20 protein-coding genes are annotated in these 19,462 nt (G+C 64.4%); 10 read left to right on the plus strand and 10 right to left on the minus strand.

Annotation, left to right across the window (positions count from 1 at the left end):
• The first annotated feature begins 53 nt into the window (after window positions 1–53).
• The 3 genes from AC2FLM_RS09620 (at window position 54) to AC2FLM_RS09630 (ending at window position 2,012) form a co-directional block, all read left to right on the plus strand.
• Window positions 54–1,127, plus strand: a complete 1,074-nt coding sequence (locus AC2FLM_RS09620) for a BMP family ABC transporter substrate-binding protein (protein ID WP_234142876.1) — start codon at window positions 54–56, stop codon at window positions 1,125–1,127.
• A gap of 247 nt (window positions 1,128–1,374) precedes the next feature.
• Window positions 1,375–1,608, plus strand: a complete 234-nt coding sequence (locus AC2FLM_RS09625; RefSeq protein ID WP_234137495.1) for a hypothetical protein — start codon at window positions 1,375–1,377, stop codon at window positions 1,606–1,608.
• Between the two features lie 5 nt (window positions 1,609–1,613).
• A complete protein-coding gene (locus AC2FLM_RS09630) occupies window positions 1,614–2,012 on the plus strand; it encodes a hypothetical protein (RefSeq protein ID WP_496857509.1) in 399 nt (132 codons plus the stop codon).
• A gap of 45 nt (window positions 2,013–2,057) precedes the next feature.
• Here AC2FLM_RS09630 and AC2FLM_RS09635 read toward each other — a convergent pair whose 3' ends face one another.
• Complete coding sequence (locus AC2FLM_RS09635; RefSeq protein ID WP_496857511.1) at window positions 2,058–3,296, minus strand: HlyD family secretion protein; 1,239 nt, start codon at window positions 3,294–3,296, stop codon at window positions 2,058–2,060.
• 3 nt (window positions 3,297–3,299) lie between these two features.
• Window positions 3,300–3,701: a hypothetical protein gene (locus tag AC2FLM_RS09640; RefSeq protein WP_234220675.1), complete on the minus strand. Its 402-nt coding sequence runs from the start codon at window positions 3,699–3,701 to the stop codon at window positions 3,300–3,302.
• A 151-nt stretch (window positions 3,702–3,852) separates the two neighbouring features.
• On the opposite strand from AC2FLM_RS09640, the gene AC2FLM_RS09645 reads away from it, so the two are divergent.
• From AC2FLM_RS09645 to AC2FLM_RS09660, 4 genes are all read left to right on the plus strand, one after another.
• Window positions 3,853–4,791: an aldo/keto reductase gene (locus tag AC2FLM_RS09645; RefSeq protein ID WP_496857514.1), complete on the plus strand. Its 939-nt coding sequence runs from the start codon at window positions 3,853–3,855 to the stop codon at window positions 4,789–4,791.
• On the plus strand, window positions 4,788–5,858 hold the full coding sequence (locus AC2FLM_RS09650) for an NAD(P)/FAD-dependent oxidoreductase (protein ID WP_496857516.1): 1,071 nt from the start codon (window positions 4,788–4,790) through the stop codon (window positions 5,856–5,858). Before AC2FLM_RS09645 ends, AC2FLM_RS09650 begins: the two co-directional genes overlap by 4 nt.
• On the plus strand, window positions 5,855–6,505 hold the full coding sequence (locus AC2FLM_RS09655) for a DUF938 domain-containing protein (RefSeq protein ID WP_496857518.1): 651 nt from the start codon (window positions 5,855–5,857) through the stop codon (window positions 6,503–6,505). Before AC2FLM_RS09650 ends, AC2FLM_RS09655 begins: the two co-directional genes overlap by 4 nt.
• A gap of 70 nt (window positions 6,506–6,575) precedes the next feature.
• Complete coding sequence (locus AC2FLM_RS09660; protein WP_234137488.1) at window positions 6,576–6,911, plus strand: carboxymuconolactone decarboxylase family protein; 336 nt, start codon at window positions 6,576–6,578, stop codon at window positions 6,909–6,911.
• Window positions 6,912–6,959: 48 nt separating this feature from the next.
• Here AC2FLM_RS09660 and AC2FLM_RS09665 read toward each other — a convergent pair whose 3' ends face one another.
• The 3 genes from AC2FLM_RS09665 to AC2FLM_RS09675 all read right to left on the minus strand — a co-directional run bounded on the left by AC2FLM_RS09665 (window position 6,960) and on the right by AC2FLM_RS09675 (window position 9,427).
• Window positions 6,960–7,886, minus strand: a complete 927-nt coding sequence (locus AC2FLM_RS09665) for a PLP-dependent cysteine synthase family protein (protein WP_496857520.1) — start codon at window positions 7,884–7,886, stop codon at window positions 6,960–6,962.
• 4 nt (window positions 7,887–7,890) lie between these two features.
• Window positions 7,891–8,502: an MliC family protein gene (locus AC2FLM_RS09670; RefSeq protein WP_496857522.1), complete on the minus strand. Its 612-nt coding sequence runs from the start codon at window positions 8,500–8,502 to the stop codon at window positions 7,891–7,893.
• A gap of 73 nt (window positions 8,503–8,575) precedes the next feature.
• Window positions 8,576–9,427 (minus strand): LysR family transcriptional regulator, encoded by an 852-nt coding sequence (locus AC2FLM_RS09675; RefSeq protein ID WP_496857524.1) that lies wholly within the window; start codon window positions 9,425–9,427, stop codon window positions 8,576–8,578.
• A 101-nt stretch (window positions 9,428–9,528) separates the two neighbouring features.
• Between AC2FLM_RS09675 and AC2FLM_RS09680 the strand changes: the two genes are divergently transcribed.
• Both AC2FLM_RS09680 and AC2FLM_RS09685 read left to right on the plus strand, forming a co-directional pair.
• Window positions 9,529–10,119, plus strand: a complete 591-nt coding sequence (locus AC2FLM_RS09680) for an HD domain-containing protein (RefSeq protein WP_234137484.1) — start codon at window positions 9,529–9,531, stop codon at window positions 10,117–10,119.
• A gap of 308 nt (window positions 10,120–10,427) precedes the next feature.
• Window positions 10,428–10,856, plus strand: coding sequence for an EF-hand domain-containing protein (locus AC2FLM_RS09685; protein WP_496857526.1), 429 nt, complete (start codon window positions 10,428–10,430; stop codon window positions 10,854–10,856).
• Between the two features lie 52 nt (window positions 10,857–10,908).
• Here the strand turns inward: AC2FLM_RS09685 and AC2FLM_RS09690 are convergent, their stop codons facing one another.
• The 4 genes from AC2FLM_RS09690 to AC2FLM_RS09705 all read right to left on the minus strand — a co-directional run bounded on the left by AC2FLM_RS09690 (window position 10,909) and on the right by AC2FLM_RS09705 (window position 18,044).
• On the minus strand, window positions 10,909–13,416 hold the full coding sequence (locus AC2FLM_RS09690) for a GcvT family protein (RefSeq protein WP_496857528.1): 2,508 nt from the start codon (window positions 13,414–13,416) through the stop codon (window positions 10,909–10,911).
• 255 nt (window positions 13,417–13,671) lie between these two features.
• Window positions 13,672–15,069 (minus strand): FAD-binding oxidoreductase, encoded by a 1,398-nt coding sequence (locus tag AC2FLM_RS09695; RefSeq protein ID WP_496801772.1) that lies wholly within the window; start codon window positions 15,067–15,069, stop codon window positions 13,672–13,674.
• Window positions 15,070–15,170: 101 nt separating this feature from the next.
• Complete coding sequence (gene ggt, locus AC2FLM_RS09700) at window positions 15,171–16,961, minus strand: gamma-glutamyltransferase (protein WP_496857530.1); 1,791 nt, start codon at window positions 16,959–16,961, stop codon at window positions 15,171–15,173.
• A gap of 96 nt (window positions 16,962–17,057) precedes the next feature.
• On the minus strand, window positions 17,058–18,044 hold the full coding sequence (locus tag AC2FLM_RS09705; protein ID WP_234137479.1) for a 2-hydroxyacid dehydrogenase: 987 nt from the start codon (window positions 18,042–18,044) through the stop codon (window positions 17,058–17,060).
• 158 nt (window positions 18,045–18,202) lie between these two features.
• Between AC2FLM_RS09705 and AC2FLM_RS09710 the strand changes: the two genes are divergently transcribed.
• Window positions 18,203–18,706 carry an SH3 domain-containing protein gene (locus tag AC2FLM_RS09710; RefSeq protein WP_496858054.1) on the plus strand — a complete coding sequence of 168 codons (504 nt, stop codon included), beginning with the start codon at window positions 18,203–18,205 and terminating at the stop codon, window positions 18,704–18,706.
• Window positions 18,707–18,748: 42 nt separating this feature from the next.
• On the opposite strand, the gene AC2FLM_RS09715 is transcribed toward AC2FLM_RS09710, so the two are convergent.
• Window positions 18,749–19,420 carry a TetR family transcriptional regulator C-terminal domain-containing protein gene (locus tag AC2FLM_RS09715; protein ID WP_234184342.1) on the minus strand — a complete coding sequence of 224 codons (672 nt, stop codon included), beginning with the start codon at window positions 19,418–19,420 and terminating at the stop codon, window positions 18,749–18,751.
• Window positions 19,421–19,462 lie beyond the last annotated feature (42 nt).

Raw genomic sequence — 19,462 nt, forward strand, 5'->3', positions numbered from 1 at the left:
CGAGGGGCCAACCACAACGAAACTGCAAACGAACCATAAAGGGGAGTCACTACATGAAATTCACCTCACTTCTCGCAAGTGCCGCAATGGTGCTGGGTCTGGCGACCGGCGCCATGGCGGAGGACAAGACCAAGGTCGGTTTTGTCTATGTCGGCCCGGTCGGCGACGGCGGCTGGACCTATGAGCACGACAAGGGCCGCCAGGCCGTCGAGGCGGAATTTGGCGACAAGGTCGAAACCGTGTTCGTCGAAAGCGTGCCCGAAGGCCCCGATGCCGAGCGGGTGATGACCCAGATGGCGCTCGAAGGCGCCGATCTGATCTTTACCACCTCGTTCGGTTACATGGACCCCACGATCAACGTGGCCAAGAAGTTCCCGAAGGTGAAGTTCGAGCATGCCACCGGCTACAAGCAGGCCGAGAACGTGTCGGTCTATTCGGCCCGTTTCTATGAAGGCCGCGCCGTGCAAGGCACCATCGCCGGGCGCATGACCAAGTCGAACATCGTGGGTTACATCGGCTCCTACCCGATCCCCGAAGTGATCCGCGGCATCAACTCGGCCTTCATCCACGCCCGCAAGGTGAACCCGGACGTGCAGTTCAAGATCGTCTGGGCCTATACCTGGTTCGATCCGGCGAAAGAGGCCGACGCCGCCAAGGTGCTCATTGAACAGGGCGCCGACGTGATACTGCAACATACCGATTCCACCGCGCCGCAGGCCGCCGCGCAGGCCGCAGGCAACGTGATCACCTTTGGCCAGGCCTCGGACATGAGCGAATATGCCCCGATGCCGCGCGTCAGCTCGATCATCGACAACTGGGCGCCCTATTACATCGCCCGCACCAAGGCGGTGATGGATGGCACCTGGACCAGCGTAAGCACCTGGGACGGCATCGGTGCCGGCATGGTGGGCATCGGCGAGATCTCGGACGCGGTTCCGGCCGATGTGAAGGCCGAGGCGCTGGCGCTGAAGGACGCGCTTGCCAACGGCTCTTATCACGCATTCACCGGCCCGCTGAAGAAGCAGGACGGGTCGGACTGGCTGGCCGAAGGCGAAACCGCAGATGACGGCACGCTGGCGGGTATGAACTTCTACGTCGAAGGCATCGAAGGCGACATCCCGAACTGATCCCCGGCCTGATGACCGGACCAAAGGCCCCGCCCCGGCGGGGCCTTTTTCTTTGCGGCTTGCACCGCCGGGCCAAGAAAATTCGTCGAATTTTCTTGGCCATTCCCCCCGGTTCCGATCGGCAAAAACGTGCCGATGCGTGTATGATGGTCCGGTTTTCCCGCATAGGGTGCAGCCCGTTCAGCGTGTACCCTGTCCCTGCCTCATACGTATTTTCAGGGGTGGCATTTTCATAAAGGAGACTGACATGGCACGTTTTGTTGTCGATACCGGCAATCTGGAAATGGACAAGACCACCGAGATGGAGCTTCAGGGCGAAATCCAGAAGCTGGTCCTTGGCCATATCGCCCGCACCGGGTTCGAGAAACCCTGGGTGACGAAGTTCCCTCGCGACTGGTACGGAATCATCCTGCACCCCGAACTCGACCCGTTGCTGGAGCGGGAAAAGCAGATGGGCAACATGCTCGCCCGCCTGGGGTGAGGCCGATGTCCAGCCCCGAAAGAACCTGCCCGAGCGCGCGCTGCGCGCCGGGCAACCAGCTCTTGGGCATCAAGGGGTCGGACGGGCATGTGCGCCATCTGCGCAGTTCCATGACCATCGACGCCGATTTCGTCGAAACCGCCTCTGCCCATGGCAGGCCCGAGGCGCGCATGCGCTTTTCCTCCCCCTGCGCGACCTCGGGCTGTGCGCAATGGACCGGCAGCCGCTGCGGGGTGATCGATCATGTGCTGGAGCATCTGGAAGCGGCCCGTGTGCCTATGGCCAATAGCCTGCCGCCCTGCCCGATCCGCGCCAGTTGCCGCTGGTTCGATCAGACCGGCGAAACCGCCTGTCGCGCGTGCAGCATGGTGATCACCGATCAGTCCGTGATCGCCGCCGAATAGGAAAGGGGCCGGAAACGGCCCCTTTCGCCTGATCACCGTGATGCTTTAGTGGCCCCCCGAGAAAACCAGGGTTTGCATCGGCATCAGCAGTACCCGCAGCCGCAGGCCTGCGGCATGCACCACGCCGATTGTGTCCACCACATGCAAAAAGGCGCGTTCGAAGCCACCCAGGTCGGGGTCATGCTCCAGACGGTCATGGTTGTTGGTGTACACGTTGGCAAGGCAGGCGCTGCCCGGTGGCAGCAGATCGGCCCCGCCTTCGTAGAGCGGCTCCAAATAGACGGTCACGCTGCCGGGCGTCAGGTTCTTGGCCGGGTCGCGCAGCACGTCGCTGGGGTGGATCTGTCCCGAGGGGATCACGTCCTGCACCGCCACCACCACCATGGGAACGATGGTAAAGGGCTTGGTCATGCAACCGATCTCGCCGACCATGCCGGGTTTAATCACCTGCGCCGCCATCTGGTTGAACCCGGCCTGGAACCGGCCCCGGCCCGAATCCGACGGCACCAGAAGACCCGCAGGGCGCAACAGCGGGCTGACATAGTCGCCGACCTCAAGCCCGAACTGTTCGATCCGCCCATCGACCCCCGCCACGATCAGCGTCTTGCCCAGTTCTGCCTCGGCCAGTTCAAGCTGCGCCTGGGCGCTGGCCATCTGTGCCGGGATCAGAACGTCGATCTGCTGCTGCGCTGCCGCCTTGCCGGCCTCGGCCGCCTGCAACAGCGCCTCGCGCTCGCTGACCAGATTGTCGAGCCGCTCGATCTCGGTCAGGCGCACCGCGCTCGACCCCTGATCCTTGAGGCTCTGGTTGCGGGCCAGATCCTCTTGCGCCTGGGTCAGCGCCGCCCGCGCCTGGGCAATGCCCGCATCGGCCATGGCCAGATCGGTTACCGCCAGTTTGCGCGCCGCCTCGATCTGGGCAATGCCGGCTTTGGCCGCCTCGACCGCTGCCTGTTGCGACAGCCCTTCGAGCCGCAGAATCGGATGGCCCGCCTCGATTTCCTGGTTGTTGGTCACATAGATCTCTTCGACGCGCCCGCCGACCTGAGGCAGGATCGTCACCGTGCGGAAATACGAGGTTACCGCGTTGGTCGCAGGATGAAAGTAGAAGAGCGTGGTGATGACCGTCAGGGTCAGCATCGCACAACTGGTAAGCCCCCAGCGCAATTCATACCAGACCGAGAACAGAGTCAGTTCATGCCCAATGCGCTTGCCCTGAACATAGCGGCGGAACAGATAGTCCGGCAAAAGCGTGACAAGCGCGCAGAGTATCGTTTCGAGCATGGGTCAGTGCCCCTCTGTCGCAGCGGCAGGATGGGAATGCGGTTCGGCAACCGTCTCCGGCGACGCATCGTCCTGCCTCTCGGAATCGGCGCCGCGCGCGCGGATCGCATCGGCGATGGCGCGCAGCGGTGCGGCCAGATCGGGAAGCTGGAACCCCGCCACCAGAACCGCAGCCACCCAGAACACGTTGTTATGAGTAAAGAGCGCCAGCAGCGCCAGAATCCCCACCAGCTGGAACTGGGAATGGTTGCTTTTGTGGGCCATGCGCTCCGGCAGGGCATGCAGGGTGAAATAGCCAACGCCGATCAGCAGGATCAGGCCTATGGTAAAGACCGCCATGAAACCCAGCAGGAAATCACTGCCGTCGGCGGCCACGATATAGGACGGCACATGTCCGGATGCCATCGGATGTATGTTCTCCGCGCTCAAACTGCTCTCCCGAAAACATTTAATCAGTCAGCGCAACTATGCGCCGCCGGAACCGCAGGGTGCAAGCCGTCGCGATCAAATAGGATTTGATCTTTTCGACCCTTTCGGTGCGTGCCATTGTCCGCGCATGACATCGCTCCTCACCACCCCCGACGGCAGCCCGGCAAGCGCTTTTGCCTTTGGAACCATGCAATTTGGCGGCCGCGCAGACGCGGCAGCATCGGCGGCAATGTTCGACGCCTGCCGCCAGGCGGGCCTCAGCCATTTCGACACCGCCTATGTGTATACCGGCGGCCAGTCCGAGTCCCTTCTGGGAGAGATGATCCGGGCCGAGCGCGAACGGCTCTTGATCGCTACCAAGGTGGGCTATGACGGAGGCGCGGGCGCGGCCAACATGCGCGCGCAATTCGATGTCTGCCGACAGCGGCTGGGTCTCGACATGGTCGACGCGCTTTATCTGCATCGGTTCGACCCCGATACCGACCTGAACGAAACGATGGAGTGTTTTGCGCGGCTGCGGGACGAGGGGAAGATCCGCTATGTCGGCCTGTCGAATTTTGCCGCCTGGCAAGTGATGAAGGCAGTCGCTGTGGCCAGCCTGTTCGACCTGCGCATCGACCTGATGCAGCCGATGTACAATCTGGTCAAGCGCCAGGCCGAGGTCGAGATCCTGCCGATGTGCGCCGACCAAGGGATCAATGTGGCCGCCTATTCGCCGCTGGGCGGTGGCCTGTTGACCGGGAAATATGCGGGAGGCGGTGCCGGACGGCTGACCGAGGATCACCGATATGCCGCGCGCTATGGGATGGACTGGATGCCGCGCGCGGCCGAGGGGCTGGCCGAAATCGGGGCCGAGTTGGGCGTCGATCCGGCAACGCTGGCGGTGGCCTGGGTGGCGGCCAGCCCGCTGGGCGCGCAACCCATCGTCTCGGCCCGTTCAGCCGAGCAGTTGCGCCCCTCGCTGGCGGCAATGGAATTTCAGATGTCGCCAGAGCTTTATGCGCGGCTCACGGCGCTGAGCCCGGCGCCGCCCCCGGCGACGGACAGGATCGAGGAACAGGCATGATCGACTTTCTGGTGATCGGCGGCGGCATCGCGGGCCTGAGCGCGGGCGCGCGCCTGTCGGCGCATGGCAAGGTGACGGTGCTGGAGGCCGAGGACGCGCTGGGGTACCACGCTTCGGGCCGCTCGGCGGCGTTGTTCGAGGCGGCTTATGGCAAGCCCGCCGTGGTGGCACTGAACCGGGCCAGCGCCGATTATCACCACACCGCCAATGGCGGCTATCTGACCCCGCGCGGGCTGATGCTGGTGGGTGGCGCAGATCAGGCGAATGCGTTTCAGACGGATGTCGCCGACATGGAGATGACGCCGATTTCGGTGGACGAGGCGCGGGCCATGGTGCCGATCCTGAACCCGGAAACGGTGGTCTATACCGCCCATCATGCCGAGGCCTGGGATATCGACACCGACCGGCTGATGCAGGATTTCGCGCGTGTCATTCGCGCCAATGGCGGCGCAGTGCTGACCCGGCGGCGGGTGACGCGGATAGCGCGCGGCGCGGTCTGGCAGGTCGAGGCGGGCGATGTGTTTGAGGCGCGCAACATCGTCAACGCCGCAGGCGCCTGGGCCGACCAGGTGGCGGTGATGGCCGGGATGGCGCCGATCGGCTTGCAGCCCTATCGCCGCTCGATGGCGCGCATTCCCGCGCCGGGCGGTCATGACCTGAGCTGCTGGCCGATGCTGATGGGCGTCGGCGAGACCTGGTATGCCAAGCCCGATGCGGGCAAGCTGATCGTCTCGCCTGCCGAGGCCGACCCGGTCGAGCCGCAGGACGCCTGGGCCGACGACATGGTTCTGGCCGAGGGGTTGGCGCGCTATCAGGAGATGGTGACCGAGGAAGTCACCCGGATGGACAGCAACTGGGCGGGCTTGCGCAGCTTTGCCCCCGACCGGGTGCTGGTGCTGGGGCCGGACCCGGATCAACACGATTTCATCTGGTGCGCCGGTCAGGGCGGCTATGGGTTCCAGACCTCGCCCGCGGCCTCGCAACTGCTATGCGACCTGGTGACAGGCGCCGCGCCCGAGATCGAAGCCGGGGTGGTGGTGCAGTTGCGGCCGGAGCGGCTGAGATGAGCCGCAAGCCGCCCTCGGTCGCCAGTATCGCCACGACTGGTGAAGGTGCGCGCATGGTCGCGCCCGCTGCGGAACGGAACGTGGGCGTGCTCTGCGACCTGCTGGAGCAGGTGGCCCCGACCCAAGGCCGCGCACTGGAACTGGCCAGCGGCACCGGCCAGCATGTCAGCGCCTTTGCCGCGCGGCTGCCGGGGCTTCACTGGCAACCGACCGAAGTGGACGCCCGGCGCCGCGCCAGCATCGACGCCTATTGCGAGGGCCTGGACAATGTCGCGCCAGTGCAGGAGCTGAACGCGACGCGCCCCGGCTGGGGCGCGGATTGGGCGGGTCAGGACCTGGTGGTGCTGATCAACCTGCTGCACCTGATTTCCGAGGATGAGGTCGCAACCCTGATCGCCGAGGCCGCCGCCGCGCTGGCGCCCGGCGGGCGGCTGGTGATCTATGGCCCGTTCATGCGGGCGGGCGAGTTGACCAGCGAGGGCGATGCACGGTTTCACGCCGCCCTGACGGCAGATGATCCCGAAATCGGATACAAGGACGATTTCGACACGATGGACCGAATGCAGGCCGTCGGGCTTGAGATGGCCGACGTGGTCGAGATGCCCGCGAACAATCTGGCCCTGATCGCTGAAAAGCCGCGGGTCTGATCCAGATCAAGGCCGCCGCGCCGGCAACCCTTACACATGCTGATGTCAATATGTGTGTAAGGACATTCGAATGAACTGGAACGACAAGCTGTCAGCCACCCGCGCGGGGCTGCGCAATTTGCATGGCGCCATTCCCGACACCGCCCGCGCCTTTGGCGCTTTGGGCAAGACGGTCAAGGAAGGCGGCACGCTGGATTTCAAGACCAAGGAATTCGTGGCGCTCGGCATCTCCATCGCCTCGCGTTGCGAGCCCTGCATCTCGCTGCATGTCGAGGCGCTGGTCAAGGCCGGCGCCAGCCGCGAGGAACTGTCCGATGTGCTGGCCATGTCGATCCAGATGGGGGGTGGGCCGTCGATGATGTATGCCGCCAAGGCGCTGGAGTGTTTCGACGAACTGGTCGGGTAACGAGCAGTCCGGGGCGCGGACGAAGCGCGCGCCCCGCCACATCCGGGATCAGCCGTAGATATGGCCACCCAGGTATTTGCCACCGTTGTCGCAACAAAAGGTGACGACGCGTTTGCCCGGCCCGATTTCTTGCGCCAACTGGATTGCGGCAACCACGTTCAGGCCGGTCGATCCGCCACCGAAGACGCCGGTTTCCCGCGCCAGGCGTCGGCACATCTCGAATCCCTGCTCCTGATCAATCGCCCGAATGTCAGACAGCCGCCCACGGTCCAGAAAGGGCGGTTCAAAGCCGACCCCGACCCCTTCGACGCGGTGCGCGCCGCCCTTGCCGGTGGTGAGCAACGGTGATTGCAGCGGTTCGAGCGCGATCACCTGCGCCGTGACCCCGGCCTGTGTCAGGCCATCGGCCGCCCCCATCAGCGCCGCCCCGGTGCCGACGGCCGACACCAGAACATCGAGCTGTCCATCCAAGGCTTTGGCGATCTCGCGTCCCATCGGTTCGTACCCCGCGCGCACGTCGGGCGATCCGAACTGATCGGCGTAATAGCTGCCCGGTTCTGCGGCCAACGCAAAGGCGCGCGCCTTCATCCGCTGGATCAGGTCGGGCGTGATGCCCTGACCATGGCTCTCCTCAACCAGAACCTCGGCGCCGAAGGCCGCCATCGCCTGCCGCTTGCTGGCCGAGAAGGCATCGGAAAACACCGCCGTGAAGCGCAGCCCCAGCACCGCCGAGACAAAGGCCAGCGCGGTGCCGGTGCTGCCGCCGGTGTATTCGACCACCCGGTCGCCCGGGCGCAGATCGCCCCGCCGCATGGCACCGCCCAAGACCGATATGGCCATGCGGTCCTTGTAGGACCCGGTGGGATTGCCGCCTTCGAGCTTGATCCAGATCTCGGCGCCGCCTTCCGGCTCCAGCGCGCGGAGGCGGACCAGCGGTGTGTTGCCGACTGCCGTCAATGTGTCGTCACCACGCATCCCGTTAACCATTCGACGTCAACACACAGTCCCATTCGCTGCCGTCCGGGTCGGGGTCGCGATACAGGGCACTGTCGCCCTTGGTCCAGATCGAACGGCCAAAGCTGCCCTCGTATTTCGCACCCGACCCGGTCGGCACCAGGGTACCGGTATCGATGCTGTCGCCGCGTTCGAACCGGACGCTGGGCAGTTCGGTGGCATAGAAATAGGTCACGACCTCGTTCGCCGGATTGCCGCCGCAGGCCCAGAAGGCAATGCCGGTCGGCTCCTCCAGCATCCAGCGAGCGACCAGCTCGCCCTCGCGCCGCAGATAGGTATCGGCGATACAGGTACGCAAATCGCCCGCCTTCCAGCACTCGTCGCGGCCCTTGATCCAGCCGCGCTGTTCGGCGCGCAGGCTCTGCTTTGCCCGCTCGGCGCCAGTGTCCAATCCGTCGATCACCGCAAGCGCCGCAGTGTAGCGTTCCGCGACCAGCCGGTCGAGCCGGGCAAGGTCGGCATCCTCACAGATCAGGGTTTCGACATCGCTCTGTGCCTTGGAGCAGTCGAAGGAGGGGCCTTCCTGAGCGAACGCCGGGGCGGCCAGCAGAAGGCACAAGGTGAAACAGGCGCGCATGGCGTCTCTCCTGAACAGCGAACTGAAAATCGCGTTTAGTCTAGCACGCCATCGCCACGGGCCAAGACCGCTGTCAGCGTCCACCGCGCAGCTTGCGCAGGCCGGTGATTGCGGTTTCGATCTGGCCAAGGCCCGGATTGTCGCGCAGGTGGATAGCGCGGCAGGCAAGCCGCATCTCGGGCGCGCCACGCACCGCGTGCAGCCGCCCGCGCCGCAGCGAGCCCATGACCATCGTATCGGGGAAGTACCCCACCCCGCCGCGCCGCATCAGATAGCGCAGCCCCATCGCCGCATTGCCCAGAACGATATGCTGACGGCTGCCGGGCGGCATCACCTGTTGCCAGAGCCGGTCATATTCAGCGCAGAATTCAAGGTTGATGAACAACGGCATCTCATCCCGCCCGAGCGTCAGGGGCTGGTCCGATACCAGCGTCAGCCGTTCGTCGGGCAGGTCAGTTACCTCGATCCCGGGCTGCGTCGGGCGGTCATGTACCAAAGCCAGGTCGACAAGGCGTTCGGCCACTGCCACCCCCATATCAAGCGCGTGGTCATAGTTCAGGGTGAAGGGGACAACGCCCTGTTCCTGTTCCAGCCAGACCGCCATGTCGACCAATAGCGCATCCCAGAGCGACAGTTGCGCCCCCAGCCGCAAGGCGCCGCGCGCGCCGGGGCCTGCGGCCATTTCGGCTGTGACGAAGGTCCATGTCCGCAGCATCTGCTCGGCATGTGGGCGGAACCGTTGCCCGGCAAGGCTGAGGCGCGTGCCAGCCGGACCACGCTCGAAAAGCGCGACCCCCAGCGCGGTTTCAAGCGCCTTGATGCGGGCGCTGACAGCGGTCTGGGTGACGTTGAGCCCACGGGCTGCCGCGTGAAAACTGCCGGCCTCGGCAATGGCGAGAAAGGTTTCAAGCGCGACTATCTGCATAACTGAGAAGATTTTCAAATCACACTGAGCAAATCAATTCGTTTTTCTGCTCAGTCGCGCTCTGCTACCTTTGCCCCAGGCAGACACGAAGGAAACGCGCCATGCTGGACAAGTCACAAAAACCCACCTGGACCAGTTTCGAAGAGGCCACCCAGGCCGATTGGGACGCGGTGATGGAGTATGAAGAGGCCTATAACGCCGCCCTGCCCGACCGGATACTGGACGCGATCCGCTCGCTGGACGAGGCCTGGACCCCCTACCCGATCAACCGCTATCAGCACTCGCTTCAGGCCGCGACCCGCGCCCATGCCGATGGCGCCGAGGACGAGATTGTCGTGGCCGCGCTGGTGCATGACGTGGGCGATATCCTGTCGCCCTACAACCATGGCGAACTGGCCGCGGCGATGATGAAACCCTATGTCAGCGAGAAATGTTACTGGATCCTGCAACATCACTGCGTGTTCCAGGGCTATTATTACAACCATTACTGGGGCGGCGACCGCAACGCCCGCGACAAGTATCGCGACAGCCCCTATTGGGAAGACGCGCGGTATTTCTGCCATGAATACGACCAATGCGCGTTCGACCCGGACTATCCGACCAAACCGCTGGAATTCTTCGAACCGATCCTGCGGCGGGTGCTGTCCCGCGGCGGCGGTCACATGGAGCTGAACGAGACCGCCGAAGGATAAGCGACGGAACACCGCCTCCCACCCGTTTCAGGTAATACCGGAACACATGACAGGGAGCGCGCTGATGAAATCCGCGATTCTGCTGGCCGCGATGGCCCTTGCCTCGATCCTGCAACAGTTGGCCCTGCGTGGGGCGGGGCCTCTCTAAGCGCCCACGCCGCGCCCCGCGCGGCGCCCGGCCCAACGGGAGGGGGTGCATCTTTGATGCGCCTCCGACGGGCGGGAGCCCCCCTGCGGCGAAATGGCCCGACGGATCGGGGCGCATCACCCGTTTGACGCATGAATGCCGTCAAACAGGAGTAACTCTGATGCGCCTTCTCCTTCTCGCTTCGGCCTGTGCCCTTGGCACCGCCGCCCTGGCCCAGGGCACGCCCGGGGCGCATTTCATCGAAAACTGGGACATGGACGGCGACGGGTTGATCACCGTCGCCGAGATCACCGAGAAACGCGGCGAGATTTTCGTGATGTTCGACCAGAACGAGGATGGCGCGCTGGATGCCGCCGAATATGACCTGTTCGACGAAACCCGACGTGCCGATATCGAGGCCAATGCCGGTGGCCGCAAGGGGCCGATGGCGCTGGTCGATCAGGCGATGGACCGCGCCTTCAACGATGCCGATGGCGATGGTTTGGTCTCGGTCGAGGAATTCGGCGCAAAGTCCGCGGCCTTCTTCGACATGCTCGACAAGAATGGCGATGGCGTGATCAGCAGCGCCGATTTCAAACCGGGCGGCTGAAACAAGAACGGCCCCGGATGTCCGGGGCCGTCTCTCATTCTCAGGCGAGGCGTCAGCCGTCCTTGCGGATGGTCTCGTTCTTGGGGTCATAGGGGCTGTCGCAGGTCACGACTGCGTCCCACAGCTGATCCAGCATCTTGACCTTCAGCCTGGTCCCCTCAACTGCCAGTTCAGGCTTCACATAGCCCATGCCGATCGACTTCTCGAAGGCCACCGAATAGCCGCCCGAGGTCAGACGACCGACCCGCTCACCCTCGGGCGTATAAAGCGCCTCGCGGCCCCAGGGATCGGCATCGGCAGGCCCGTCGATCAACAGGGTGCAGCATTTCGAGCGGATGCCCTTGGCCTCCATCTCGGCCTTGCCGTGGAAGTCTTTGCCAAGGTCCACGAACCGCGGCAGATCGGCCTCCAGCGGGGTCGCATCGCGGCCAAGCTCGGTGCCAAACGCGCGATAGCTCTTCTCCTGACGCAGCCAGTTCTGGGCGCGGGCGCCAACCAGCTTCATCCCGTGCTTTTCACCGGCAGCCAGCAGCAGATCCCACAGGTAGCGCTGCATCTCGATCGGGTGATGCAACTCCCAGCCCAGCTCACCCGTATAGGCCACACGGATCGCGTTCACGGGGCACATGCCCAGTTCGATCTGACGGGCCGACAGCCACGGGAAACGCTTGTTCGAGAGGGCGGTTTCGGGATCGGCGTCCTTGATCACCTCTTTCAGCACGTCGCGCGATTTGGGCCCGGCGATGGCAAAGACGCCCCACTGGGTGGTGACATCCTGGATCTCGATATAGCCGAACTCCTCCATCTTGTCCTCGGCCGCCTTGCGCAGGAAGTCGGCGTCATACTCCGTCCACGCCCCGGCGGAGACGATGTAGTAGTTGTTCTCGCCATTGCGCACGATGGTGTATTCGGTGCGGGTGGTGCCAGCGCTGGTCAGCGCATAGGTCAGGTTGATCCGGCCCACTTTCGGCAGCTTGTTGCAGGTGAACCAGTCCAGGAACTGGGTGGCGCCGGGGCCCTTGACCACGTGCTTGGTAAAGGCGGTGGCGTCGATCAGGCCCACGCCGTTGCGGATCGCCTTGGCCTCGTCGACGGCGTATTGCCACCAGCCGCCACGGCGGAAGCTGCGCGCGTCATGGTCGAAATTTTCGGGCGCATCGAGCGGGCCGTAATAGTTCGGACGCTCCCAACCGTTGACGAACCCGAACTGCGCGCCCAGCGCCTTTTGCCGATCATAGGCGGGCGCGGTGCGCAGCGGGCGGCAGGCCTCGCGCTCTTCGTCCGGGTGGTGCAGGATGTAGACGTGTTCGTAGCATTCCTCGTTCTTGCGCGCCGCGAACTCGGTGGTCATCCAGTTCGAGCTGTAGCGCTTGGGATCAAGGCTGGCCATGTCGATCTCGGCCTCGCCATCGACCATCATCTGCGCCAGGTAATAGCCGGTGCCGCCGGCGGCGGTGATGCCAAAGGAGAAGCCCTCGGCCAGCCACATGTTGCGCAGGCCCGGTGCGGGGCCGACCAGCGGGTTGCCATCGGGCGTGTAGCAGATCGGGCCGTTGAAATCGTCCTTCAGGCCGCTTTCGGCGCAGGAGGGCACGCGCTCGGCCATCGCCATGTACTGATCGGCGATCCGGTCCAGATCGAGCGGGAACAGATCGGCGCGGAAGCTGTCCGGCACACCGTATTCGAACCGCGCGGGCGCGCCGTGTTCGTAGATGCCCAGGATCCAGCCACCGCGCTCCTCGCGGGCATAGGATTCGTTGTCGGCGTCGCGCACCACGGGGTGCTCGGGGTTGCCCGCTTCGCGCCATTTGACCAGTTCGGGGTCCTGATCCATGACGATGAAGGTGTGCTCAACCGGGATCGCAGGCATCTTGATGCCCAGCAGCTTGGCGGTGCGCTGCGCGTGGTTGCCCGATGCGGTGACGACATGCTCGGCGGTGATCACGACCTGTTCGTCGGAGGGCACGAGGTTGCCGCCTTTTTCCACCATCTTGGTGCAGGTCACTTCCCAGTGGGTGCCGGTCCAGTGGAAGGCATCGGCCTGCATCTTGCGCACGATCTCCACGCCACGCTGACGCGCGCCCTTGGCCATCGCCTGAGTCACGTCGGCGGGGTTAATATAGCCGTCCTCGGTGTGATAGATCGCGCCCTTCAGATCCGAGGTCTCGATCAGCGGCCAACGCTCCTTGATCTGCTCGGGGGTCAGCCACTCGTATTTCACGCCACAGGTCTCGGCGGTCGAGGCATAGAGCATATACTCGTCCATACGATCCTGCGTCTGCGCCATGCGCAGGTTGCCGACCACGGCGAAACCGGCATTCAGCCCGGTTTCCTCTTCCAGCGTCTTGTAGAAATCGACCGAGTATTGGTGGATATGGGTGGTCGCGTAGGACATGTTGAACAGCGGCAACAGGCCCGCCGCGTGCCAGGTCGAGCCGGAGGTCAACTCGTCACGCTCGATCAGCATGACGTCGTCCCAGCCGGCCTTGGCCAGGTGATAGGCGATCGAGGTACCGACGGCACCGCCGCCGACGACCAGTGCTTTGACTTGGGTTTTCATGGGACCGCTCTCCGGGTTGAGTCTCTTTGGGATGGTTTATGCCGAAGCCCTTTCGCACAAGCCAAGTCCATCCGACGCAAAAGCGCGCAAAACCGACCTCCGCCTTGACAACGACGCGCGCGCCCGGTCCAGACACGGTCGCAATTGAGTATTTTGGGCGGAATGAAGGGCCATCACCGCTTCATTCCGCGACAAATACTCCCGCCGGAGGCGAGATTTTTCGTCGAAAAATCTCTGGCGTCGCCGCCGTACCGGTTAGAGAATCTTGCCCGGGTTCATGATGTTCAACGGGTCCAGTGCGGCCTTGATCGCGGTCATATAGCGGGTGGTCGCGCCAAGTTCCTGGCCGAGATAGGCGCGCTTGCCCTGACCGATCCCGTGTTCGCCCGTACAGGTCCCGTCCATCGAGATGGCAAGTTCGGCCAGCCAGGCGGTGAACGCCTCGGTCTTGGCAATCTCGTCCGGGTCATCCTTGTCGATGAGCGGCGAGATGTGGAAATTGCCGTCGCCCACATGCCCGACCAGCGGCGCAAAAAGGCCGAGTTCCTCGGCCTTGGCGGTGGCGGCGTTGACGCATTCCGCCAGCCGCGAAATCGGAACGCACACATCGGTGGCCAACGCCGTGCGGCCCGGGCGCAGTTGCAGCGACGCCCAGTAAAACTCGTGCCGCGCCTTCCACAGCCGGTTGCGTTCTTCGGTCGAGGTGGTCCAGGCAAACCCGCTGCCTTCGTTCTCTTCGGCGATGCTGCCGAAAAGTTCGGCCTGTTCGGCGACGCCCGCCTCGGAGCCGTGGAACTCCAGCAGCAACAGCGGGGTTTCCGGCAGGTCAAGCTTGGAATGGGCGTTGACCGCCTGCACCGCGATCACGTCCAGCAGCTCCATCCGCGCCACCGGGATGCCAAACTGGATCGTCGTCATCACCGCCTGACAGGCGGCATCGACCGTCGGGAAGGAGCAGCGGGCGGCCGAGATCGCCTCGGGGATGCCCTGCAGTTTCAGAGTGATCTCGGTGATGATGCCCAGCGTGCCCTCGGCGCCGATCATCAGCCGGGTCAGATCATAGCCTGCCGAGGTCTTCTTGGCCCGTTGCGCGGTGCGGATCACCTCACCATCGGGCATCACCACTTCGAGCGCCAGGACATTGTCCTTCATCGTGCCATAACGCACCGCGTTGGTGCCGCTGGCGCGGGTCGAGGCCATGCCACCCAGCGAGGCATTCGCGCCGGGGTCGATGGGAAAGAACAGGCCCTGGTCGCGCAGGTGGGTGTTGAGCTGTTCGCGGGTGACGCCCGGCTGGACCACGCAGTCGAGATCGCCCGCGTGCACGGCGAGGATAGTGTTCATCTGCATCAGGTCGACCGAGATGCCGCCGGCGGGTGCGTTCACGTGCCCCTCGAGCGAAGTGCCGGTGCCAAAGGGGATGACCGGCACCTTGTGTTCGGCGCAGGTCTTGACGATCTCGGACACTTCGGCGGTGGAGGTGGGAAAGACCACCGCATCGGGCGGCTGGTTCTCGATCCAGGTGGTGGTGTGGCCATGCTGCTCGCGGATCGCCTGGCCGGTCTGTACCCGATCACCGAACCGTTGTTTCAGGATACCGATCACGGTTTCGATGCCGGTCTCGTTGCGCGGCAATGCGGTGATCTGAGCCATTTCTGTCCCCCCTTGGCCCCGGCGGGCCAGCCCCGCCAAGGTTCATGTGTTAAGTAGAGAGCCGGGGGCTTGCGGGTCAATACCCACAAACCCCGACCGGCTCATTCGCCCATGGCGATGCCTTCGCGGCGGGTATCGGCAGCACCCTTGAGGGTTTCACCGATCTCGATGGCGTGCAGGCCCGAAGTGAGCGCCCGCACCGAGACCTTGTAGCCGAGGCCGGTCAGCGCCTCTTCCATTGCGGCCGCATCGGTGCCTTCTTCCAGATCATAGGTGCCGAAGCGGTTGACCAGATGCGGCGCGTTCAGCGCCTGTTGCACGTTCATGCCCCAATCAGCCCAGGCGATGATCGACTGGGCGACATAGCCGATGATGCGGCTACCGCCGGGCGAGCCGATGGCCAGAACCGGCTTGCCATCCTGCGTGACGATAGTGGGCGCCATCGAGGAACGCGGGCGCTTGCCCGGCTCCAACCGGTTGGCGATCGGCACGCCATCGGCATGAGTCTTGAACGAGAAATCGGTCAGCTCGTTGTTGAGCAGGAACCCGTTCGTCATCAGCCGCGAGCCGAAGCCGTTTTCGATGGTGGTGGTCATCGACAAGACGTTGCCATAGCGGTCCACGATCGAGATATGCGAGGTCGAAGGCAGCTCGATGGAAATGTCATCGGCCCAGTTCGAGGCATGGTCGAACTCCGGGTTGCCGGGGTCTGCGCTCTCGAGTGCGTTGGGGCCGGCGAGCAGCTCGCTGCGCGATTTCAGATAGGCTGGGTCGACCAACCCCTTGGTGGGCATCGGGACAAAGTCGCTGTCAGCCATGTAGCGGCCCCGGTCGGCGAAGGCGAGGCGCGAGGCATCGCCGATGAGCCGCCAGCTTTCGGGGTTATCGGCGCCCAGCGCCGCCAGGTCGTGGGGTTCGAGCATACCCAGGATCTGGCCCACGGTCAGCGCACCCGACGAGGGCGGCCCCATGCCGCAAACCTCGTAGGCGCGATAGCTGGCACAGACCGGTTCACGTTCGATCACCTGGTAAAGCGCCAGATCGGCGCCCGAGAGGACACCGGGATTGCCCTCGGCATTGCGCACGGTGCGCACAATATCGGCGGCGATGGGGCCACCGTAAAAGGCCGAAGCGCCATCGCTGGCCAGTGCCCGCAGGGTAGCTGCATAGGCCGGGTTCTTCAGCGTGTCACCGGCCTTGATGGCCTCGCCGCCGGGCAGGAAATAGGCCGCCGTTTCGGGGAAACGGCCCAGCCTTTCGGCGTCCCCCTCGACCAGACCGGCAAGGCGCGGCGAGACGGTGAACCCGTTTTCGGCCAGCCAGATCGCATCTCCAAACAGCGAGCCCCAATTGGCCTGCCCCCAGCGGCGGTGCGCCTCTTCCAGCAAGGCGGGCGTGCCCGGCGTACCGACAGAGAGGCCACCAACCACCGCGTCAAAGAATTTCAGCGGCTGCCCATCGACATCCTGAAACAGCGTCGGCGTCGCTTCGCGCGGGGCAGTTTCGCGGGCGTCAAGCGTGGTCATCTGGCCGGTGTTACCGTCATACCAGACTAGGAATGCGCCGCCGCCGAGCCCCGAGCTTTGCGGTTCGACCAGACCCAGCACGGTCTGCACGGCCACCATGGCATCGGCGGCAGTGCCGCCATGGCGCAGCACATTGCCACCCGCCATGACCGCTAGCGGGTTGGCGGCGGCAACCATCCAGTTCTGCGCCTCGACCGGCTGTCCTGCCTCCTTGGCCGCCTGCGCGGCCTCGACCACGGCAGAGAACGGCCTGACCTGACCTGCTGCCGCGCCTTCGGGCGCCACCGTGTCGGCCTCTTGCTGCGCCAGTGCGGCCCCTGCCGCCAGCGCCGAAAGCCAGAGGCCCGCCATCATACCCGTTCGCATCGTCACTCTCCCTGCTGTCGCGTTACCGCGTTCATCCTGACAGCGATGCGGGGACGATACAATCTAAGGCTGTTCGGCTCTATCCACCTTGGCGGCTCAGAGCATCGCGGGCACCACCTGATCGGGTGGACGGTGACCGTCGGCGAAGGTCTTGATATTGATGATCACCTTCTCGCCCATCTCGATCCGCCCCTCCAGCGTGGCCGAGCCCATATGCGGCAACAGCACGACATTGGGCAATTCGCGCAGACGCGGGTTCACCTGGGTGCCGTGTTCGTAGACGTCCAGCCCCGCCCCCGCAATCTCGCCCGCGCGAATCATCCGGGTCAGCGCGTTCTCGTCGATCACCTCACCACGCGAGGTGTTGACGATGACACCCGAGGGTTTCATCAGCTTCAGCCGCCGCGCGTTCATCAGGTGAAAGGTCGAAGGTGTCGACGGGCAGTTGACCGAGATCACGTCCATCCGGGCGATCATCTGGTCAAGGCTGTCCCACCAGGTCGCCTCCAGCGCGTCCTCGACCTCGGGCCGCAGCCGGCGGCGGTTGTGATAGTGGATCTGCATGCCAAAGGCACTGGCGCGACGGGCCACCGCCTGACCGATGCGGCCCATGCCAAGAATGCCAAGCCGACGTCCACCGACGCGCCCGCCCAAAAGCGCGGTGGGCGCCCAGCCGGTCCATTCGTTCTTTTGCATGACAGCCAGCCCTTCGGGGATCCGGCGGGTGACGGCGAGAATCAGCGCCATGGTCATGTCGGCGGTGTCGTCGGTCAGCACGCCGGGCGTGTTCGACACCAGAATGCCGCGCTGACGTGCCGTGGCCACGTCAATGTGATCGACCCCGGCCCCATAATTGGCGATCAGCCGCAACCGCTCGCCCGCCTGCGCCAGCAGGCCCGCGTCGATGCGGTCGTTCAGCGTCGGCACCAGCACATCGGCCTCGCGCAGGGCCGCGGCCAGCTCGTCCCGCGACATTGGCGTGTCGTCATCCCGCAGGCGGACATTGAACAGTTCGCTCAGGCGGGTTTCCACCACCTCGGGCAACCGTCGCGTTACGACAACACTCAGACGTTCTCTTGGCACTTGAGCTCTCCCACGGCTTTGCAATTCGGTGCGCGCCATGGCATCGTGGCGCAGGAGAGAGCGGGGCACAAGAACCCCATGCGCAAATGACGCAGGCTTTTTCCGATTGAGCAGGCAGACAATCCGGCAGGCAGACAGTGACAGGTTTCAACAGTTTCATGCGCCCCCTCGCGGTGGCGGCCTTTTCGATATTCGCAACTTTGGTTCCGGGCACCGCAACGGCCGAAGAGGCCAAGCGCGGCGCGGTGACCAACCTTCCGATTCCCCGCTTTGTCTCGATGAAAGCGAACGAAGGCAATGTACGGCGGGGCCCGTCGCTGACACATCGGATCGACTGGGTCTTCAAGCGCCGCGACATGCCGTTGCAGATCACCGCGGAACACGGCCACTGGCGCAAGGTCCAGGACCGCGACGGCGCCGGTGGCTGGGTGCATTACGCGCTGCTGTCCGGCGTGCGTACGGTGCTGGTGGAAAAGGACATGATGCCGCTCTATGCCCGTCCCGATCCTGCCTCGCAGGTCGCCGCCCATTTCGAGATGGGCGTGGTGGCGCGGCTGGGAACCTGTACGGACGACTGGTGCCGTATCTCTGCCGGCGGATATCGCGGCTGGGCGCCCAAGGCCAGTCTCTGGGGCGTCGCTCCGGACGAGATCCGCGATTGAGGCGCCATCGCGAGCTTTGACCATGCGCGGGATCAGCGGCCGTCAGCCCGCTTGCCCCCGGCCCGTGTCGAAGCATCCCGGATAGAGACCGGCGAGGAACCGCCGCACCAGCGCCGCCGCTCCCTCGCGCGAGAATCCCTGCATGTCGGTCAGGTAGTTTACCCACATCCCCTCGAGCAGGGCGAGTGTGCCGCTGGTGGCATCATCGGCCAGAGCGGCATCCTGCCCGGTACGTATAGAGAGGTCGCCAAAGGCCCTTCGCAACGTATCGACCAGCTTCTTGTCCTGTGTGCTGCTGTAGAGTGCGATTCCGGGATGAGAGCTGGCAATACCGCGAAAGGCATGCCAGATCTTGGTGCTTCGCGGGTTGAGCAGCGTCTCGGACAGGTCGGCGGCAACCACGGCCATAACCCGGTCTTCGGGCAATGCATCGGGACCGAGATCGGTCATCCGGTCCAGCGCGGCATAGTACTCGACACTGAATTGCTGGGCCGCCGCCGTCAGCAGATTGTCCTTGCCACCGAAATGCAGGTGGATCATCCCCCGCGACAATCCCGAGCGTTCACAGATGCGGCTGACCGAGGTGTCGGTGATGCCGATATCGGCAATCGTGTCCAGAGTCGCCTCGATCAGAAGCCGCTTGTTGGCCTCGGGATCGCGCTTGGCACCCCGCTTCCTGGCACCTGCGCCACCTTCCTTCTCCAATGAATTCATACACCTGCGGCCTTACTTCCGGGTCCTCTTACAGGAATATTG

The organism is Ruegeria sp. SAZD011, assembly GCF_059612545.1.

Coding starts and splice junctions, on each gene's coding strand:
- AC2FLM_RS09620 (WP_234142876.1), top strand. CDS start 54: ATGAAATTCACCTCACTTCTCGCAAGTGCCGCAATGGTGCTGGGTCTG.
- AC2FLM_RS09625 (WP_234137495.1), top strand. CDS start 1,375: ATGGCACGTTTTGTTGTCGATACCGGCAATCTGGAAATGGACAAGACC.
- AC2FLM_RS09630 (WP_496857509.1), top strand. CDS start 1,614: ATGTCCAGCCCCGAAAGAACCTGCCCGAGCGCGCGCTGCGCGCCGGGC.
- AC2FLM_RS09635 (WP_496857511.1), bottom strand. CDS start 3,296: ATGCTCGAAACGATACTCTGCGCGCTTGTCACGCTTTTGCCGGACTAT.
- AC2FLM_RS09640 (WP_234220675.1), bottom strand. CDS start 3,701: ATGGCATCCGGACATGTGCCGTCCTATATCGTGGCCGCCGACGGCAGT.
- AC2FLM_RS09645 (WP_496857514.1), top strand. CDS start 3,853: ATGACATCGCTCCTCACCACCCCCGACGGCAGCCCGGCAAGCGCTTTT.
- AC2FLM_RS09650 (WP_496857516.1), top strand. CDS start 4,788: ATGATCGACTTTCTGGTGATCGGCGGCGGCATCGCGGGCCTGAGCGCG.
- AC2FLM_RS09655 (WP_496857518.1), top strand. CDS start 5,855: ATGAGCCGCAAGCCGCCCTCGGTCGCCAGTATCGCCACGACTGGTGAA.
- AC2FLM_RS09660 (WP_234137488.1), top strand. CDS start 6,576: ATGAACTGGAACGACAAGCTGTCAGCCACCCGCGCGGGGCTGCGCAAT.
- AC2FLM_RS09665 (WP_496857520.1), bottom strand. CDS start 7,886: ATGCGTGGTGACGACACATTGACGGCAGTCGGCAACACACCGCTGGTC.
- AC2FLM_RS09670 (WP_496857522.1), bottom strand. CDS start 8,502: ATGCGCGCCTGTTTCACCTTGTGCCTTCTGCTGGCCGCCCCGGCGTTC.
- AC2FLM_RS09675 (WP_496857524.1), bottom strand. CDS start 9,427: ATGCAGATAGTCGCGCTTGAAACCTTTCTCGCCATTGCCGAGGCCGGC.
- AC2FLM_RS09680 (WP_234137484.1), top strand. CDS start 9,529: ATGCTGGACAAGTCACAAAAACCCACCTGGACCAGTTTCGAAGAGGCC.
- AC2FLM_RS09685 (WP_496857526.1), top strand. CDS start 10,428: ATGCGCCTTCTCCTTCTCGCTTCGGCCTGTGCCCTTGGCACCGCCGCC.
- AC2FLM_RS09690 (WP_496857528.1), bottom strand. CDS start 13,416: ATGAAAACCCAAGTCAAAGCACTGGTCGTCGGCGGCGGTGCCGTCGGT.
- AC2FLM_RS09695 (WP_496801772.1), bottom strand. CDS start 15,069: ATGGCTCAGATCACCGCATTGCCGCGCAACGAGACCGGCATCGAAACC.
- ggt (WP_496857530.1), bottom strand. CDS start 16,961: ATGCGAACGGGTATGATGGCGGGCCTCTGGCTTTCGGCGCTGGCGGCA.
- AC2FLM_RS09710 (WP_496858054.1), top strand. CDS start 18,203: ATGCGCCCCCTCGCGGTGGCGGCCTTTTCGATATTCGCAACTTTGGTT.
- AC2FLM_RS09715 (WP_234184342.1), bottom strand. CDS start 19,420: ATGAATTCATTGGAGAAGGAAGGTGGCGCAGGTGCCAGGAAGCGGGGT.